Source organism: Streptomyces sp. NPDC002537 (genome assembly GCF_053594975.1).
Genome location: NZ_JBSFWT010000012.1, coordinates 43,817 through 61,559 on the forward strand (window position 1 = coordinate 43,817; position 17,743 = coordinate 61,559).

The window sequence follows — 17,743 nt, forward strand, 5'->3', positions numbered from 1 at the left end:
CTCCATGACCGGCTGGGACGGTTCAGCTCGTCATGGCGGAGGTGAAGTCCGGCTGCACGCCGAGCTGGGCGAGCATGACGCTCACGCCGACGTAGCAGTTGAACTCCTTGATCTTGCCGTCCTCGACGTACCAGAAGTCGGCCGTCGGGATGTCGAGCTTGGCGCCGGTCGGCTGGATGACCCCGGCAGGCGTCTCGAACGGCCCGGTGAAGCTGCCCTGGATCGTCAGCTCGACGGCGACGGTGTTGCCCATGACATGGAACCTGTGCAGCTCGCGGTGGACATCGGGCGCCAGCTCGCCCATGAAGACGACCTGGTCGCCCAAGTGCTCGCCCCGGTAGCTCTCTCCGGCGACGACGTTGTTGAACACGCCGTCCTCGGCGAACAGTGCCGTGAACCCCTCAACGTCCAGGACGCTGCCCTCGGCCGCGTGATACGCGGCCCGGACCACCGCTTCCGCGTCGTCGGTCATGACACTTTCCCCCTTCCGACAATGTTACTCAAACGCTTGATTGAGATTGTTGGCAGGCGTCCGGGCACTGTCAAGCAGTCATGTGAATTCTTTTGAGCCCGGCGAAGTCCCGCCTGATCAGGCGCTGTTCGGGTGTCCGCGGAGTGCGCCGGCCACCACGGGAACCAGCAACTGCTCTATCTCCTCGGTGGACTTGGGTGCCAGCTCGGCACCGATGGGCGCCAGCGCCAGCCAGTTCAGCAGTCCGGCCGCGCAGCGCGTACGGAAGATCAGCTCCTGCTCGTCGACTCCGGGAAGGTTCGCCGTCAGCACCCGCAGGGCCTCGGCGCGGGTCCGCTCGAACTTGCCGGTCAGTCGCTCCCACCCCTGGGGCGGATCGATGCCGACGCGCGCCACGGTCCGTATGAGGGTCAGATCCCGTCCCCCGGCCGCGAGGGCGCGCACCATCGGCCGGGCGAACGCGGCGGCCAGCTCGCCCAGCGTCGAGCCGGGGCCGAGGGGGGCGAGTGCCTGGATCTGCGCATCCAGATACCGCTCCAGGGCGTGCTCGATCGCCGCGTCGCAGAGCGCCTTCAGCGAACCGAAGTGGTAACTCACCGCGGCGACATTGGCTCCGGCGTTCTGCGCGATCTCGCGGAGGGTCACACCCTCCTGCCCCCGCTGCGCGAGCAGCTCCAGCGCAGCCGCGAGCAGGCCGTCCCGTGTGCGCCGGCCCGCCTGCCGGCGCAGATCCGTCTCCTCTGTCCTCACGGACGAAACTCAAACGGCTGCTTGACTTCATTGTCAAGCAGCCGTTTGAAATGGCCCGACTCCAGGCAGCCCGGTGGGTTTCAGGGGCTGACCGTGTTCCAGCGTTCGGCCGGGATGTCCTGGCACTTGTAGAGGCGGACGGCGCCGTGGTCGGCGTCGGGCGCCAGCAGGCACAGGTGGTTGGCCTCGTTGCGGTAGCGGACACTGCCGTCCGGGTATGCCTCGGCCAGCCAGCGCTGGCCGGCTCCGGCGACGCCGCGGGCATCGTCACACTTGTAGATCATGGCGTCTGTCTGTGTGCTGGCGTGGACGTCCCGGCTGCCCAGGCACAGGTTGTCGCCGTCCAGGCTCTGGAACCGGACCAGGTTGTCGTCCCGGCTGATCCGCTGGACGTTCCAGCCGTAGTCCTTGCGCTCCCAGAGCAGCCAGTAGATCCACCACGAGCGGGGCGGTGTGGGCTGGGTGTAGACGCCGGTCCCGGGCACCTTGCCGAGCCGGTACAACCGGCCCCCCAAGAATGAGGATTCCACGCGCACGTTGTCGCCCGTCGTCTGCCAGCCGGTGGGAGGGGAGGTGGCGTTGTCCCACCACAGCTGCGCGGTGCTCGCGGTGCACGGGGCGGCGGTCACCGTCGTGCCGTTCGGAGTGAGGCAGAGACCGGGGACGGCTACGTTGCGCCAGCGTTGCGGTCCGCCGTTGTCGTCGTTCCATGCCGGGGGGTCGTCGAGGTGGGCGATGGTCCACTGCGCGCGCGGATCGTCACACTTGCCCGCGACGACGGGGGTGGATGCGTCCCGGCGGGCGCTGGGCGCGATGGCGATGCAGTCCCCTGTCGTGACGTTCCGCAGGTAGTGGGTGAGCGCGTCGGTGGTGAACATCTGGAAGGTCTGGCCGCTGTTGTAGCGGGCGTCCCCGATGCCGATGGAGCGGTTCGGGTTCTCCTGCAGCAGACCGCCGGTCGGGGCGGCCAGCACGCTGCGGAAGACATGGGACGGGAGCGGCGCCCGCACGGGCGGCGGGGTGCGGGCGAACTCCACGGGCACGTGGTCGGATCCGCCACCCCGGGGGACGGTCGCGGTGAACCCGCCCGGCACGCCGCGCGTGATGGCGTAGTCCAGCTCGCTGGGGGTGTCACCGAGGTGCGTCGCCTGACCCGTGCGCAGCAGGGTCTCGTTCGCGCGCAGACGCAGCGACTGGTTACGGGCATCATCGTTGGACCGGTTGAGGATGTTGACGTTGAAGTCGCCGGCCAGGACCCAGTTACGGCCGTCGGTGGCCGCGAAGTCGCGGACCTGGTCGAGCAGTCCGGGGCGAGTGCCTTGCCGAACCACGTCCTCGCCGCGGGCGTGGGTGTTCCAGTACCAGGTGTTGCCGAACCGCAGGCCGAGCAAGGGGCGGGCCCGGTAGCGGTTGTTGGGGGCGTTGGGGTCCGGGTTGTAGGACGGGTTCTCCAGCACGCGGACGTCATCGGCGACAGTGTCGGTGACGAACGCCAGGTTCATCTGGCCGCCGTCCCAGGTGTCCTGGTTCGTACCGGCGACCCGGCGCGGGTCGGTCTGCAGGAAGTACACATACCGGTTGCTGCCGTTCGGACCGCCCGCCCAGGTCACCCGCTGGACAGAACTGGGCTGCGGGGCACGGTTCGGCGTGAGCCGGATCTGGCGGAACTCGTTGCGGTCGTTGTCGTGCGCCGGCAGCGGCGGCCCGGCACCTGCCTCCTGCAGCGCCACCAGCGAATTGGTCGCGGCCAGCGGCGCGACCTCCGAGGTCCAGCGTGAACCGTTGTCGGAGCCGTGCATGTTGTACGTGGCGAACGGCGAGGTGCCGTCGCCGTTCACGGCCTGCGCCACCGTGGCGGTCAGTGCCAGATTTGTGACCAGTGCCGCCAGCACGCTCAGGACGGCGACCACAGCAGTGGTCCACCGCCGTAATCGGTGTCGCGTCGTCGGATGGTTGTCTCTCACGAATGATCGGTCCTCTCGCGTCGGCCCCGCGCCCATGGGCGGGCCCGGCAGCCAGTCACCAGCGGTCGATGCCCATGGTCCGTGCCGCGTCGTGGATGGCCACGTAGTGGTAGGGCGTCATGCCCGACCTCTTGATCGGAGCGTTCTTGTCCTTGGCCCGGAACTCGTCGCGCGAGCAGGCCAGCAGGTTGGTGCCGTAGCCGACCGGTACGTCGCCCGTGCCGTGGACGGGGTGCGACTTGGCGGCGGTATCGCTGCCGGCCCTGGCCAGGATGCTGCGGGCCTGGTTGTACGCGGCGGCCCTGATCCTGGTCGGGTTCGCCGGTGCACGGACGGCCATCGCCTGGTCGGCGGCGTCGGCCGCGACGGAGCGCACGCGGCACGAGGCGTTCACCGCCTGCTCGTTCTTGGTACCGGCCGCGTCGGCGGACGGGACGACCACGGCGAGGGCTGCGGCCACCACCGCGGCGGCAACTCCGGTGCGCAGGGCCGACTTCATGGCTGCACGTCCTTCCCGGTCGGTGAGAGCGGTGTGCGAGTTCCTGACGATGCTGGGCCCACACGCCCGGTCGCGAAGATGCGCATGAGTTCAACTCCTCAACTACAGAAGTCAGTTGATGCCATCTGACGCTACCGACGCTACACCTGATGTCATCGGCTGTCATCGCGTAAAATTCTCCCCATGGGCAGATGGGAGCCGAACGCGCGCGGGCGGCTGGCGAAGGCCGCGTTGGAGCTCTACAGTGAGCTCGGGTTCGAGCAGACCACCGTGGCGGAGATCGCCAAACGGGCCGGACTCACGGAGCGGACCTTCTTCCGGCACTACACCGACAAGCGCGAGGTGCTGTTCGCGGGAGCCCCCGCGATGCGGGAGCTCTTCGTACAGGCGGTCACCGACGCCCCGCGGTCCGCGGCGCCTGTCGACATGCTGGTGGCGGGGCTCGAAGCGGTTTCCGGGATGTTCGCCGACCGCCGCGAGGCCGCGCGGCAGCGACAGACCGTGATCGCGGCGAACGCGGAACTCCAGGAGCGCGAGCTGATCAAGCTCGCCAAGCTGTCGGCCGCGTTCGCCGAGGCTCTGCGCCGACGCGGTGTCGCGGAGCCGGCCGCGACCCTGACCGCCGAGGCGGGGATCGTCGTCTTCAAGGTCGGCTTCGGACACTGGATCGCGCCGGGTGAGGAGCGTGAGATGGCACAGTTGATGCGGGAGACGCTGGACGAGCTCAAGTCCCTGGCCACGGACGGCCGGTGAGCGGGTGTGGGGCGAGCGAGTCCCATCGGTGTCCTTTACGCCCGCTGTCGTGACGCGCCATCACATACCGATGGGGAGAGGCTGTGGACGGGAACCGATTCGCCGACAAGGTCGTGGTCGTCACCGGTGGTGGGTCCGGCATCGGCGCCGCCACCGCGTATCGCCTCGGGCGCGAAGGCGCCACGGTGATCGCCGTCGGGCGGACCGAGGACAAGCTGAAGACGACTGTCGCCGGCGCTCCCGCGATCACCGCACTGATCACGGGTGTGGCCGGGGAATACGGCCGTCTGGACGTGCTGGTCAACAACGCGGGCATCGGGGTGCCCGGGACCGTCGAGCACACCGATACCGCCACCTGGCGCCACGTCTTCGCGGTCGATGTCGACGGGGGCAACGGGGCCCATATTCCCATAGACGGCGGGCTCGGCGCTTCCAACGGTCAACCGCGTATGTTCTGAGAACTCGACTCGTGCGGCACCTCGGCCGGGCCCCGGGCCGACGCCCGGGCGGGGGCGTGCAGGCCGCAGGTCTCCAGCCGATTCGAGGGGGATCGCCGTGGGAAGAAACTGGAGTTCGCCGATGCGCCCGCGCCCGTGCGCCCTGTTCGCCCTCGCTCTCCTCCTGGCCGTGGCCGCAGCCTGTGCCCAGCCGACGGCTGCCGCCCCACCCCGGCGGACGGTCTACCTGCACCACGACTACGACCGTGACCGCGCCGGCAACGGCTACGACGACGTGCTCGATCTACGGGGCGCCCCGACGGCGGCACTCCCCGGAGACGAGAAGGGCAACAACCCGATCAACGTCTTCGCCGACCGGGGGGCTTGGCATGCCTACGCCCTGCCGGCGGCGGACGCCCCGGGCGGCTACGGCGGATTCACCGGCCCCCTCTACATCGCGCAGGAGTACCCCTGGTGGCTGAGCACTTCCTTCAGCCGCATCCGGCTGAGCGAGGACGGCCGCGCGCTCGACCTCGCCGGCGGCGGCCCGCCGCGCTTCACCTCCCGGCCCGGGTCCCTGGTCCAGGCCTACGACCTCGGCGGCGGCCTCCGGCTCACCCTTGAGCTCCGGTACGCGACACACCGCACCGCGCTGGTAGGGGCCGTGGTGCGCAACACCGGCCGCATCCCGCGCACCCTCGGCGCCGACTGGGCCGGAAGTCTGCTGCGGCCCGCCGAGGCGCCCATGAGGCAGGCGCCCTCGCTGGCCGTCGTGCCCCGGGGCGTCGCCGTCGACTTCGCCAAGGTGCGCGCGGCGGACGATTTCCTCACCGACGGCACCGAACGGTTCGAGGTCCGGCACCGGGACCCGGTGCGTACGACCGTGTCGGGGGACGGGGACTCCTACCGTACGGAACTGGCCGCGCCCTTCACCCTCGCGCCCGGCGCGGCACGCTCCCTGGACTGGACCGAGAGCTACACCTTCACGGAAGCCGAGCGCACCGCGGAAGCCGGTGGGACACGGCGGGTGCTCGCCGACCCGGCACGGACCGTCCGGGCGGCCGACGCCCGCTGGCGAGGGTACGTCGACGGCGTGACCGCCGGGGTGCCGGCCGGCCGGCGGCGGCTCGCCGTCAAGGCGCTGGAGACGCTGGTGACCAACTGGCGCGGCGCCGCCGGGAGTCTCGCGCACGACGGGATCACGCCGTCCCTCTCGTACAAGTGGTTCGCGGGCGGTTTCTGGGCCTGGGACACCTGGAAGCAGGCGGTCGGCACGGCACGCTTCGACACGGGGCTCGCCGAGGCGCAGATCCGCTCGGTGCTCGATCACCAGATACGTCCCGGCTCCACGACCCGCCCGCAGGACGCGGGGATGATCCCGGACGCCGTCTTCTACAACGACCCGCGGCGGGGCGGGACCAACTGGAACGAGCGGAACAGCAAGCCACCGCTGGGCGCCTGGTCGGTGTGGCAGGTCTACGAGCGGAGCGGGAACAAGGACTTCCTGCGGGAGGTGTACCCGAAGCTGGCCGCGTACCAGGCGTGGTGGTACCGCAACCGGGACCATGACCACAACGGGCTCGCGGAGTACGGCGCGACCGTGGACCCCGCCAACGGCTCGCCCGGGGAACAGCGGCTGGCCGCGGCCTGGGAGAGCGGCATGGACGACGCGCCCCGGTTCGACGCCGCGTCGGGCACCTCGGTCGTGCCGAACCGGGACGGCTCGGGGCGGGTGACCGGCTACTCGCTGACCCAGGAGTCCGTGGACCTCAACGCCTATCTCGCCGTCGACCAGGAGCATCTGGGCCGGATCGCCGCGGAGCTGGGGAAGCGGACGGCCGCCGACGGCTGGCGGGCCAGGGCGGCCGCCACCGGCAGGGCCGTACGGGAGAGGATGTACGACCCGGCGACCGGCTGGTTCCACGACACCGCGCTCGGCTCCGGCGCCCGGCTGACGGACCGGGGGAGGGGGATCGAGGGTGTGATCCCGCTGTGGAGCGGCGTCGCGACCCGGGCGCAGGCCGCCGCTGTACGCGAACGACTCCTGGATCCTTCCGAGTTCGCCACCGCGATGCCCCTGCCGACGGTCTCCAGGAGCTCGCCGTTCTTCGCCGCGCGGCAGTACTGGCGCGGCCCCGTCTGGCTCGACCAGGCGTACTTCGCGATCGCCGGTATGCGCCGTTACGGATTCGGCCGTGACGCGGACGCGCTGGCCGCGAGGCTGACCGGGGGAGCGGCCGGTCTGCTCGGCGACGGACCGATCATGGAGAATTACGACCCGCTGAGCGGAACCGCCCTCAGCTCGCCCAATTTCAGCTGGTCCGCGGCGCTGCTGCTGCCGCTGATCGCGGGGCGATAGCCGGGACGAGACCGGCGATCCCCTATCCGAGCCCGGTGGCCGCTGTCAGCCCGTAGCGTTCCGGATGCCCTCGCCGGGCAGCCGTGGCTACCTTCCACTCGCCGGTTCGCGTGAGCCCGTCGCTCGACGGACCGCACTCGTCGCCCACTCGTCCACCCTGATATGCCCCCAAGAGGGGAGGAACGCCACGTGTTTCATGGTTTTTCCCGATGCGCGCTGCGCCTTGTTCTCGCGGCGTCGGTCGCCGTACTGCCGTCGCTGGTGACCACGTCCCCGGCCGCCGCGGCCCAAACAGCCGGCTACGCCGCCTCGTGCCCGACGGCCGGCTTCATCTCCGATCCCTATGGCGGATCCCGCGATCACGACGGCATCGACATCGCCAACGCCCTTGGCACGCCGATCTTCGCCGTAGGCGACGGCGAGGTCATCAACTCAGGACCTGCCGATGGTTACGGCCAGTGGATCCGTATCCTGCACCCCGACGGAACGGTGACCGAGTACGGGCACATGTACCAGCGGGACGTCGCCGTGGGAGACCGGGTGACGGCCGGTCAGCGCATCGCGCTCATGGGTGCCGAAGGCCAGGCCAGCGGGCCGCACCTCCACCTGCGGGTGCGGCGCGACACCAGCATGAACCATGGCATCGACCCCATTCCCTATCTCCAGGAACGCGGCGTGACCATACCCTGCATACCGGGCCGGCGTCCCGGGCCCGCGCCGTTGGTGTATCCGGTGGAGTCGGGCCGGGTGGTATCGGCGCGGTCGGCCGACGGCCGTCTGGAGGTGTTCGCGGCCGGGGCCGACGGGGTGCATCACGCCTGGCAGTCCCAGGCGAACGGTGGCTGGTCGGAGTGGGAGAAGCTGGGTGGTCCCGGCAATGCCCAGCTGGCGATAGCGCCGAATGCGGACGGTCGTCTGGAGGCGTTCGCGATCAACGGCCAGGTCGCCCAGCACCGTTATCAGCTGGCTCCGTCCGGCGCCTGGTCGAACTGGGAGGATTTCGGCACGGGCGGGAGCGGCGTGACCGCGGGAGTCAACGCCGACGGCCGTATCGAGGTATTCGCTTCGGGCCCGACCGGTGTGTTCCACCGTTATCAGACCGCTCCCAACAGTGGCTGGTCGAATTGGGAACCCTCGGGCGGTGGCCCTGCCACGAGCCGGGTGAAGATGGAAAAGGCTCCTGACGGTCGTCTTGAGGTGTTCGCCCTCAACGGGAGCACGTTCCAGCATCAGTACCAAACCGCTGCCAATGGCAGTTGGTCGCAGTGGGAGGACTTCGGCGGCGGTGGCCATGATATGACCGTCGACCACAACGCGGACGGCCGCCTGGAGGTGTTCGCCTCCGGTCCGGTGGGGGTGTTCCACAGGTACCAGACGAATGCCACGAGCTGGTCGGGCTGGGAACCCACACGCGGTCCCGCGAATTCCCAGCTCAGCAGCGACCGTACCGCTGACGGGCGTGTGGAGGTCTTCGCCATCAACGGTGATGGCGCCATGCACATCTGGCAGAAGGATCTGAACGCCCAGTACAGCGACTGGGACAACTTCGGCACCGGTGGGACGGAGATCAATGCCGCCACCAACGCCGACGGGCGTATCGAGGTCTTCGGCACGAGTCAGGCCGGGGTCTATCACAAGTGGCAGACCGGCTTCAGCACTTGGTCCCAGTGGGTCTGGGTCAACAGCACCTCCGGACCCCCCATCAAATGACTCGTCATCCGAAGGGGCAGAAGTTGACAAGAATTCAGCGCTCCCGGCGAGCGAGAACGACCTCGCCGAGAAGACGCGCTTCCCACCGTATCGTCCTGTCGGTATTCGCTTCGCTGCTCGTCGCGGCGGGCATGGTCGGCGGCGCCTCACCGGCGCAGGCCGACGCGAGCGACCTGTGCGCCCAGGTCGGCTACAACGCGGGCTGGCGCGGCCAGGCCCTGGAACTCGCCGTCGCCGTCGCCCTGGCCGAGTCCAGCTGCAACCCGTCCGCGTCCAACACGACGGGCAACTACCCCAACACGTCGAGAGACCGCGGGCTGTGGCAGATCAACGACTACTGGCACAAAGAGGTCGACGACGCCTGCGCCTACGAGGCCCAGTGCAATGCGAATGCGGCGTACCGCATCTCCAACGGGGGGCGGAACTGGGAGCAATGGTCGACATACAAGGAGGGCGCTCAACTGCGGCACATGGACGAGGCCCGCGCCGCGGTGGCACGCCTCGGGAACCCGGGCACCGGGCCCGCGCCGTTGGTGTATCCGGTGGAGTCGGGCCGGGTGGTGTCCGGGCGGTCGGCCGATGGCCGTCTGGAGGCGTTCGCGGCGGGTGCGGACGGTGTGCATCATGTCTGGCAGTCGCAGGTGAACGGTGGCTGGTCGGAGTGGGAGAAGCTGGGTGGTCCCGGTAATGCCCAGCTGGCGATCGCGCCGAATGCGGACGGTCGTCTGGAGGCGTTCGCGGTCAATGGCCAGGTTGCCCAGCACCGTTATCAGCTGGCTCCGTCCGGTGCCTGGTCGAGCTGGGAGGATTTCGGTACGGGCGGGAGCGGCGTGGCTGCCGGTGTCAATGCCGACGGCCGTATCGAGGTATTCGCCTCGGGGCCGAAGGGTGTGTTCCACCGGTATCAGACCGCTCCCAACGGTGGTTGGTCGGGATGGGAGCCTTCGGGCGGCGGTCCCGCGGGCAGCCGGGTGAAGATGGAGAAGTCTGTCGACGGTCGTCTTGAGGTGTTCGCTCTCAACGGGAGCACGTTCCAGCATCAGTATCAGACTACTGTCAATGGCAGTTGGTCGCAGTGGGAGGACTTCGGCGGTGGTGGTCATGATGTGACCGTCGACCACAATGCCGATGGCCGCCTGGAGGTGTTCGCCTCCGGTCCGGTGGGGGTGTTCCACAGGTACCAGACGAATGCCACGAGCTGGTCGGGCTGGGAGCCGACGCGCGGTCCCGCGAATTCCCAGCTCACCAGCAACCGCAGTCCCGACGGGCGTGTGGAGGTCTTCGCCATCAACGGCGATGCCGCCATGCACATCTGGCAGAAGGGCCTGAACGCCCCGTACAGCGACTGGGACAAATTCGGCACGGGCGGCACCGAGATCAACGCCGCCGCCAACGCCGACGGTCGCATCGAGGTGTTCGGTACGAGTCAGGCCGGGGTCTACCACCGGTGGCAGACCGGCTTCAGTACCTGGTCCGAATGGATCTGGGTCAACAGCACCTCAGGTCCTCCCGTCACATGACCGGTCCCCCCATCACATGATTCGACACCCGTGGCCGGCCAAGGCGACCAGCCCTGGCCGGCCACGGCGCATCTCCCGGAGAACGCATGCATCCGATCAGCAGACGCCGTCTGCTCCAGGGCTCCGCCGCGGCGGGCACACTCGCGCTGTTGGGGGTCGGCGCCGCGGCCGCCTCCGCCGCGCCGCCCCCGCCCCACCGGTGGATCGGCGCGGGGCCCTTCGCGCACGTCTACGACCCTTCCACCCCCGGCGGGCAGCGTTACCTCAACGATCACACACTGATCAAGGCGGCCGACCGGTGGCACCTGTTCGGCATCGTCGGTGCCGACGCGCCTCCCGGCCAGGCCCCCGACAGCGCGGCCGAGGTCTCCTTCGCCCACGCGTCCGCCCCGGACCCGTACGGGCCGTGGACCACACACCCCGACGCGCTGACCGTCGACCCCGCCTACTTCGGGGAGGAACACCTGTGGGCGCCGCACGTCATCGAGACGGGCGGCGCGTACTGGATGTTCTACGCCGCCGGCGGCCGGAGCGGTGCCGCGGTCAACCTCGCCACTTCGACCGACCTGTTCACCTGGACGCGGGTCCCGGCCGGCCCGCTCTTCCGGGGGCGCGTGGCGCGCGATCCGATGGTGGTGAGGATCGCGGGCCAGTGGGTGATGTACTACACCGAACTGTCCGGCCAGGACGGCCGGCACGTGGTGGCCTTCCGGCGCTCCGGGGATCTGATGCACTGGAGCGAACCGGGAATCGCGTTCACCGACGCGACCACCACCGCGACGGCATCGGTCACCGAGTCACCCTTCGTCGTCGAGCGGGACGGCTGGTACTACCTGTTCATCGGGCCTCGCAACGGCTATGACGGCACCGACGTGTTCGCGTCCCGAAATCCGTTCGCCTTCGGCCTCGACGGTTACGCGGGCCATGTGCCCGGTCACGCCGTCGAGGTGGTCACCGACGGACAGCAATGGCACGCGAGTGCCGCGGGCTGGTTCCGGCAGGGGCTGTACCTGGCCCCGTTGCAGTGGCGGGACGTGCCACCGCCCTGGCAGAGCCCCGACAACCCGGTGGCCGGGCTTGATGTCGACGGCCGGCTGACCGTGTTCGCACTGGACGCGAGCGACCGTTCACTGCTGCGACGTGTCCAACTCGACCCGCAGTCCGACACCTGGTCGCCATGGGAGCCGTTCGGCGGACCGGCCGGGGCGGTTCCCACGCTCGGCCGCAACACCGACGGCAGGCTGGAGGTGTTCTCCCTCGCCCCGGACGGTGCCGCCCTGCACCACCGGGTGCAGCGCCCGGACGGCGGCTGGTACGACTGGGAGGAGTTCGGTGGCGCGGCGGGCGCCGCCCCGGCCGTCGCCCGTAACGCCGACGGCGGACTGGAGGTCTTCGCGCTGGGCCCGGCCGGCACCGCCATCGCCCGGCGACGGCAGCACTCGCCCGGATCACCGGCCTGGGACGCGTGGGACGGCGGCTTCGGCGGACCCGCGGGCGCGCCGCCCGTCGTCGCCGCCAACGCCGACGGACGGCTGGAGGTCTTCGCCCTCTCGCCCGGCGGCTCCGGCATCTACCACCGGTGGCAGGAGACCCCCAACGGATCCTGGGCGCAGTGGAGCGGCTTCGGTACCGCGGCGGGCACCGCGCCGCGCGTCGCACGCGACGGCAGCGGCAGGCTCACCGTCGTCGCGACGGCCCCGTCCGGCCTGGCCGCGTACCACCGGCGCCAGACCGTGCCGAGCGGCGGCTGGGACGGCTGGCAACCGATGTTCGGCCTGACGGCCGCGGCCCCGGCACTCGCCCCCGATGCCGACGGCAGGCTCGAAGCCTTCGCTCTGTCCCCCGGCGGGGCCCGGCTCGGCCGCCGCCGACAGACCGCACCCGGCGGCAGTTGGGATCCCGGCGATGACTTCGAGGCGCCCGGCGTCCTGCTCGCCGCCACACCCACGGCAGCGGTCGACACCACCGGACGGATGCACGTCTTCGCCGTCACCGCCGAAGGCCGGATGCGCACCCGCGTCCAGGAACGGCCCGGTGACGGCTGGCGCCCGTGGACCGAGTTCGGCGATCGCGTGGTCGCGCCCGTACCGTCGGGCAGTCCCGCATACTGAGGCCGGTGCGCTCGGCGCCCGTGTTGTCGGTGAAGTCGGGCCGCAGCAGGGCGAGTTGATGTTTCTGCGCCCGCTCGGAGTGCGCAGTGTGACTGCAGCGCAGGCTGGGCATGAGCCGGGTATGAATGCTCCTCGGACAGTTTCTCTTCTGGGTGGTTTCGTCGCGACCTCGCTTCTCGCGGTGGTCGCACCGGCCTCGGCCCATGCCGCGGCAGGGGCCCCGGACCATCGGTCCGCCGCGGTCAGGGCGGAGTGCGGGGTCCGTTCCGACGGCAGGCTGTACTGCGGCAACAGAGCCGGCGCGAGGGGGTACGCGGACCGCTCGTACCGTTCGGCGGTCCGTGGCACGCTCGACAGCGCGTTCAGCTGGTTCGAGTGCTGGGGTCACGGTGACCCGCACCCGGGCGGCAACGACATCTGGTACTGGACGCTGCTCGACAACGGTGCGTGGGGCAACGTCCCGGCTGTCGACGTGAACACCGGGCAGGACCCCGCCCCCGGTCTGCGCGCGTGCTGAAGTGAAGCCGGTCCCTGCCGACCCCGGTCGGCAGGGACGCGGCCGCCGCGCGGAGGAGCCCGGTCCGGAGCGGACGGGCGCCGGGCGCGCGCCGGAGCCTTGTGCGGGCGTACGGCGCGCGCGCAGCGGAGCGCCCTGATACGCGCAACTGCACCACCAGGCCGGGCGCGCCGGTCGCGCCGCGGCTGGTTTTCGCCGCTGGTGGCCGGGAATCGTCGGTGCGGCAGGGATTTCCGGGGACACCGCACCCCGTCGGCCGGGAGCGCTCCCGACGCATGGGCGGAGGCGTACGAGGCCCTGTCCGTAACGGGTCGATCGGAGGCGTTCTTTGGCTGCTGCGAAGACCGGGAAGCGGCCTGCGGACACTTCCCCCGCGGCGCCCGGGACCGTTCCGCACCAGGGCGGAGAAACCTACGGGGGTGTCTTCGACTGCTTCGAACAGGGCTCGCCCGGCAGGCTCTCGCCCGACCGGCTGCTGAAAGTGCTGCGCCGGACGGGCATCCTGCCCGACGACCCCAGGATCGCCGAGACCGTCGCCAACCTGGACCGCGCCCGCCCCGTCCCGCCGTCGGCAGAACCGTGGCTGCTGGCCGCGCCGGAGTTCGCCGCCGCCACCCAGCGCAACCGCGGCATCATCGAGCGGGCCGCCCGCGGGGAACTCGCGGTCCCCGACTTCCCCGCGCTGGTGGACGACCTCCGGCGCATCTACCACGAGGTCCGCGCCGACCGGAGGGGCGCCGTCGCCGAGTACATCCCCCAGCTCGCGCGGGTGGACGCCGACCAGTTCGCGATCTCGGTGTGCACGGTGGACGGGCAGCGCTTCTCCATCGGCGACGCGGACGTGAACTTCTGCCTGCAGTCGGTGTCCAAGACCGTCAACTACTGCCTCACCCTGGAGGAGCACGGGCCCGACACCGTCCACCGCCATGTGGGACGGGAGCCGAGCGGGCAGGGCTTCAACGAACTGACCTTCAACAAGGCCGGGCTGCCGCACAACCCGATGATAAACGCCGGGGCCATCATGAGCTGCGCGCTCATCCAGCGCGGCCTGGACGCCGCGGACCGCTTCGACTTCGTGGCCGACACCTGGAAACGGCTCGCGGGCGGGCGCGGCGTCGGGTTCAACAACTCCGTCTATCTGTCCGAGCGCAACACCGCGGACCGCAACTTCGCGCTCGGCTACTCGATGCGGGAACGCGGTGCCTTTCCGCCCGGCACCGACCTGCTGGCCTCCCTGGAGTTCTATTTCCAGTGCTGTTCGATCGAGGTCGACGCCCAGCAACTGGCTGTTGCCGCCGCCTCCTTGGCCAATGCCGGGGTGTGCCCGCTGACGGAGGACCCCGTGTTCTCCGCCCGGACGGTGCGCCACTGCCTGTCGCTGATGTCCTCGTGCGGCATGTACGACTTCTCCGGCGAGTTCGCCTTCACCATCGGCCTGCCCGCCAAGAGCGGGGTCTCCGGCGCCCTGATGCTGGTCGTGCCGCAGCTGATGGGCATCGCCATCTGGTCGCCCCGGCTGGACGAGCACGGGAACTCGGTGCGGGGGATCGAGGTCTGCCGGGGCCTGGTCGACTGCTACAACGTCCACACCTACGACCTGCTCACCGGCACCGGCACCGGCGCGGGGAGCGGCAAGCGCGACCCCCGGCTCCGGCGTCAGCAGAGCGCGATCGAAGGCATCGTGGGGCTGTGCTTCGCCGCCAGCCAGGGCGACCTCAACGAGATCCGCCGCCTCGCCGCCTGCAACGTCCCCCTCGGCGCGGCCGACTACGACGGGCGCACCGCCCTGCACCTGGCCGCCGCCGAGGGGCACCGGGACATCGTGGAATTCCTGCTGGCCATGGGGGTCGACCCGGGACCGGTGGACCGCTGGGGCGGGACACCCCTGGACGACGCCAACCGGTTCGGGCACCAGGAACTGGCCCAACTGCTCGCCGGCGCCGCCGAGGAACCCGGCACGGCCTCGGGGGCGCCGTAGCCGGACGGTCAGAGCGCGCGGCGCATACAGGTACGGGGCCAGCGGTCCAAGCCGTGGGCGGCTTCCGCCGCGCGGATGTCGCGCAGGCCCGGGGTGAGCTCCGCGTCCGGGACGGCACGGAAGCCGCGCCGCTCGTAGTACGGGCCGTTCCACGCGACCTCGGTGAAGGTGGTCAGGGTGAGCGCCGCGGCGCCCCGCCGCTCCGCCCAGGCGGCGACGTGCTCGATCAGCCCCGCCCCGATGCGCTTCCGGGCGTGCCCGGGGTCCACGGAGATCTGCTCGATGTGCACGCAGCCGTCCACGAGGTCGACGATGACATAACCGGCGGGGACATCGTCGCCGTCCGTGTGCACCCAGGCGCGGTCCGCGTCGATGTACTCCCGGAGCAGCTCCGCGGCAGGGGGTTCGTCCTCGGCGACAGACACCATGCCGACGTCGAGGAACAGTATTCCGGCGGCCCTCTCGATGTCCCTGAGGCGGGGGATTTCCTCTTGTCTGGCGAGTCGGATCACAGAAGGCATCGTCTTTCCCGGGCGGCAGGCCGCGCAAGTCCGTGGCCTCCGGAAGCACGGGAGCCGGGCCGTTCCGGATAGCGGCGCCCCGGGCCGGGTACGTGACATGTCCGGCCACATACACCCTTCCGTCCGGCCCGCACGCCCCGCACCGAGAGGACACGACCCTTGTCGTCCAGCCGCCGCTTCGTCGGCGCGGCCTTCTGCGCCGCCGCGCTCGCCACCACCGCAGTTCCCGCGCACGCGGGCGACACCGCCCCGGTACCCGCCGTCCCTCACAGAACCCCGGTCCTCGTCGACTGCCTGCGGCACGATCAAGTGCGCCCGCGGGAATACATGGTGAGCTGCGCCGACGGCAACAACGGCCTGCGCGGACTCGGTTGGACCGACTGGACCGACCACGCCGGGCACGGCACGGGACAGCAGGTGGTGAACGACTGCCTTCCGTCCTGCGCCGAGGGCAGGTTCCACACGTACCGGGTGAGCGTGGAGACGTACCGCCCGGTGGCCCGGCCGCACGGCAAGGCCCCGTACTTCTCCCGTCTGAAGGTCACCTACCTCGGCGACCGCCCTTCCGGCTCGGGGCCGTCGCAGACCTATCCGCTGGGCTGAGCCGCCCGCACGGGCCCGCCGGTCGGCGCGGGCCCGGCGGGCTCAGGGCCGCGCGGGCTTGCCCTGCCCGTAGAGCCAGGTGGCGACCGTGGGGCCCGGGTCCTTGTGGGAGAGGGCGCGGGCGAGACCGGTGAACTCCGCCGTGGTGCCGTGCCCGTCGCGGTGCCGCGCCGCCCAGGCGCGCAGGACGCGGAAGAAGTCGCGGTCGCCGACGAGCGTGCGGATCTTGTGCAGTGCCATCGCCCCGCGGTCGTACACCGGGGCGTCGAAGAGATGGGTGAAGTCGCCCGGGACGGCGGGCGGGAAGGCCCATACCGGATCGTTCGCGGGCCTGGCGTACGCGGCGTCGAAGGCCTGCTGGGCGGTGAGGCCGCCGTGCTGTTCGGCCCACAGCCACTCCGCGTACGTCGCGAAGCCCTCGTTGAGCCAGATGTCCTGCCACCGGGTGAGGCTGACCGAGTCACCGAACCACTGGTGCGCCGTCTCGTGCACGAGCGTGACGACGGTCGGCGCCTTGCAGTAGAGCGGTCTGGTCTGGGTCTCCAGGGCGTAGTACGGGATCTGCGGTGCGTGGTCCACGATCGCCCCGGCCGCGCCGAACGGATACGGGCCGAACAGACCGCTCTCCCACTCGATGATCTCCGGCAGTTGTTTCAGCACGGGCGCGGAGGCGGCCGCCTCGCGGGGGTCCACGGCGTTGTAGACGGTCAGCCCGCCGCGGGTGCGGTAGCTCTCGGTGCGGAACTTCCCGATGGTGGCCGTGGCGAGGTAGCCCGCCATCGGTTCGGGGTTGTGCCAGTGGAAGGTGCTGTGCCCGCTCCGGGTGCGCAGATCGGTGAGGGTGCCGTTGGAGACGGCGGTGTAGCCCTCGGGGACGGTGATGGTGACGTCGTACGAGGCCTTGTCCAAGGGGTGGTTGTCGAGCGGGAACCAGGTGCGGCTGCCCTGCGGCTCACCGGCCACGAACGCGCCGTGGTCGGTGATGTTCCAGCCGTCGAACGGATCGCCCGGCACGTTGACCGCCTGCGGCGTGCCGTCGTAGGTCACCGTCGTCCGGAAGACCTCCCCGCGCCGCAGCGGCCTGCGCGGTGTGATGATCAGCTCCTGTCCGTCGCGGCGGAACGCGGCGGGGGAGCCGCCCACCCGCACGGACCGGACCGTGAGCCCCGACAGGTCGAGGTCGAAGCGGGAGAGGGCCTGCGTGGCGCGCGCGGTGATGACCGCGCGGCCGTCGAGGTGGGCGCCGGCGGGCTCGTAGCCGATGTCGAGCCCGTAGTGCAGCGCGTGGTACCCGCCGTTGCCGTCCAGCGGGAAGTACGGGTCGCCGAGGCCGGGGGCTCCGGGGGCGGGCCGGTCCGGTGGCCGGCTCCCGGGTATGGCCGCCGTCGTGCCGGTGAGGGTGAGGACGAGGGCGAGGGAGACGAGAGAGCCACGGATCGCGTTCACAGGCCGTCCTTCCGCGAGAGGGCGCCTTCCTTGAGCAGTAGTGTCCCCTTTCGTGGTCCACTTCGGGCCCTGGAACCGGGAGTTGGCGCATTACCGGGCGGGC

At 70.7% G+C, this 17,743-nt stretch carries 15 protein-coding genes; 9 read left to right on the forward strand and 6 right to left on the reverse strand.

Features of this window, described 5'->3' with window-relative positions:
* Positions 1 to 22: 22 nt before the first annotated feature.
* The 4 genes from ACWD4A_RS08325 to ACWD4A_RS08340 all read right to left on the reverse strand — a co-directional run bounded on the left by ACWD4A_RS08325 (position 23) and on the right by ACWD4A_RS08340 (position 3,685).
* Positions 23 to 472, reverse strand: a complete 450-nt coding sequence (locus ACWD4A_RS08325) for an ester cyclase (RefSeq protein ID WP_451190995.1) — start codon at positions 470 to 472, stop codon at positions 23 to 25.
* A gap of 117 nt (positions 473 to 589) precedes the next feature.
* Positions 590 to 1,222 carry a TetR/AcrR family transcriptional regulator gene (locus tag ACWD4A_RS08330; RefSeq protein WP_451190998.1) on the reverse strand — a complete coding sequence of 211 codons (633 nt, stop codon included), beginning with the start codon at positions 1,220 to 1,222 and terminating at the stop codon, positions 590 to 592.
* 80 nt (positions 1,223 to 1,302) lie between these two features.
* Positions 1,303 to 3,186 carry a ricin-type beta-trefoil lectin domain protein gene (locus ACWD4A_RS08335; RefSeq protein ID WP_451191001.1) on the reverse strand — a complete coding sequence of 628 codons (1,884 nt, stop codon included), beginning with the start codon at positions 3,184 to 3,186 and terminating at the stop codon, positions 1,303 to 1,305.
* Between the two features lie 55 nt (positions 3,187 to 3,241).
* On the reverse strand, positions 3,242 to 3,685 hold the full coding sequence (locus ACWD4A_RS08340) for a hypothetical protein (RefSeq protein ID WP_451191004.1): 444 nt from the start codon (positions 3,683 to 3,685) through the stop codon (positions 3,242 to 3,244).
* Positions 3,686 to 3,868: 183 nt separating this feature from the next.
* Here ACWD4A_RS08340 and ACWD4A_RS08345 point away from each other — a divergent pair, with 183 nt between their 5' ends.
* The 8 genes from ACWD4A_RS08345 to glsA all read left to right on the forward strand — a co-directional run bounded on the left by ACWD4A_RS08345 (position 3,869) and on the right by glsA (position 15,070).
* Complete coding sequence (locus ACWD4A_RS08345) at positions 3,869 to 4,438, forward strand: TetR/AcrR family transcriptional regulator (protein ID WP_451191006.1); 570 nt, start codon at positions 3,869 to 3,871, stop codon at positions 4,436 to 4,438.
* Between the two features lie 83 nt (positions 4,439 to 4,521).
* Positions 4,522 to 4,896: an SDR family NAD(P)-dependent oxidoreductase gene (locus tag ACWD4A_RS08350; protein WP_451191009.1), complete on the forward strand. Its 375-nt coding sequence runs from the start codon at positions 4,522 to 4,524 to the stop codon at positions 4,894 to 4,896.
* A 121-nt stretch (positions 4,897 to 5,017) separates the two neighbouring features.
* Positions 5,018 to 7,234: an MGH1-like glycoside hydrolase domain-containing protein gene (locus tag ACWD4A_RS08355; RefSeq protein WP_451191012.1), complete on the forward strand. Its 2,217-nt coding sequence runs from the start codon at positions 5,018 to 5,020 to the stop codon at positions 7,232 to 7,234.
* A 189-nt stretch (positions 7,235 to 7,423) separates the two neighbouring features.
* Positions 7,424 to 8,944: a peptidoglycan DD-metalloendopeptidase family protein gene (locus ACWD4A_RS08360; RefSeq protein WP_451191015.1), complete on the forward strand. Its 1,521-nt coding sequence runs from the start codon at positions 7,424 to 7,426 to the stop codon at positions 8,942 to 8,944.
* Positions 8,945 to 9,075: 131 nt separating this feature from the next.
* Positions 9,076 to 10,464, forward strand: coding sequence for a hypothetical protein (locus ACWD4A_RS08365; RefSeq protein WP_451191139.1), 1,389 nt, complete (start codon positions 9,076 to 9,078; stop codon positions 10,462 to 10,464).
* Positions 10,465 to 10,550: 86 nt separating this feature from the next.
* Entirely contained in the window at positions 10,551 to 12,575 is a 2,025-nt protein-coding gene (locus ACWD4A_RS08370) for a family 43 glycosylhydrolase (protein ID WP_451191018.1), read from the forward strand.
* Positions 12,576 to 12,756: 181 nt separating this feature from the next.
* Entirely contained in the window at positions 12,757 to 13,092 is a 336-nt protein-coding gene (locus tag ACWD4A_RS08375; RefSeq protein ID WP_451191021.1) for a hypothetical protein, read from the forward strand.
* A 328-nt stretch (positions 13,093 to 13,420) separates the two neighbouring features.
* Complete coding sequence (gene glsA / locus ACWD4A_RS08380) at positions 13,421 to 15,070, forward strand: glutaminase A (protein WP_451191024.1); 1,650 nt, start codon at positions 13,421 to 13,423, stop codon at positions 15,068 to 15,070.
* An 8-nt stretch (positions 15,071 to 15,078) separates the two neighbouring features.
* Here glsA and ACWD4A_RS08385 read toward each other — a convergent pair whose 3' ends face one another.
* Entirely contained in the window at positions 15,079 to 15,591 is a 513-nt protein-coding gene (locus ACWD4A_RS08385) for a GNAT family N-acetyltransferase (RefSeq protein WP_451191027.1), read from the reverse strand.
* Between the two features lie 159 nt (positions 15,592 to 15,750).
* On the opposite strand from ACWD4A_RS08385, the gene ACWD4A_RS08390 reads away from it, so the two are divergent.
* The gene (locus ACWD4A_RS08390) at positions 15,751 to 16,194 is read left to right on the forward strand and encodes a hypothetical protein (protein WP_451191030.1); all 444 of its coding nucleotides are present in this window, start codon (positions 15,751 to 15,753) and stop codon (positions 16,192 to 16,194) included.
* Positions 16,195 to 16,236: 42 nt separating this feature from the next.
* Here the strand turns inward: ACWD4A_RS08390 and ACWD4A_RS08395 are convergent, their stop codons facing one another.
* On the reverse strand, positions 16,237 to 17,640 hold the full coding sequence (locus tag ACWD4A_RS08395; protein WP_451191033.1) for a M1 family metallopeptidase: 1,404 nt from the start codon (positions 17,638 to 17,640) through the stop codon (positions 16,237 to 16,239).
* Between the last annotated feature and the right edge of the window lie 103 nt (positions 17,641 to 17,743).

Bases quoted from the DNA above. Each gene is read 5' to 3' on its own strand.
- ACWD4A_RS08325 (WP_451190995.1), bottom strand. From the start codon at position 472: ATGACCGACGACGCGGAAGCGGTGGTCCGGGCCGCGTATCACGCGGCC.
- ACWD4A_RS08340 (WP_451191004.1), bottom strand. From the start codon at position 3,685: ATGAAGTCGGCCCTGCGCACCGGAGTTGCCGCCGCGGTGGTGGCCGCA.
- ACWD4A_RS08345 (WP_451191006.1), top strand. From the start codon at position 3,869: ATGGGCAGATGGGAGCCGAACGCGCGCGGGCGGCTGGCGAAGGCCGCG.
- ACWD4A_RS08355 (WP_451191012.1), top strand. From the start codon at position 5,018: ATGCGCCCGCGCCCGTGCGCCCTGTTCGCCCTCGCTCTCCTCCTGGCC.
- ACWD4A_RS08365 (WP_451191139.1), top strand. From the start codon at position 9,076: ATGGTCGGCGGCGCCTCACCGGCGCAGGCCGACGCGAGCGACCTGTGC.
- ACWD4A_RS08370 (WP_451191018.1), top strand. From the start codon at position 10,551: ATGCATCCGATCAGCAGACGCCGTCTGCTCCAGGGCTCCGCCGCGGCG.
- ACWD4A_RS08385 (WP_451191027.1), bottom strand. From the start codon at position 15,591: ATGCCTTCTGTGATCCGACTCGCCAGACAAGAGGAAATCCCCCGCCTC.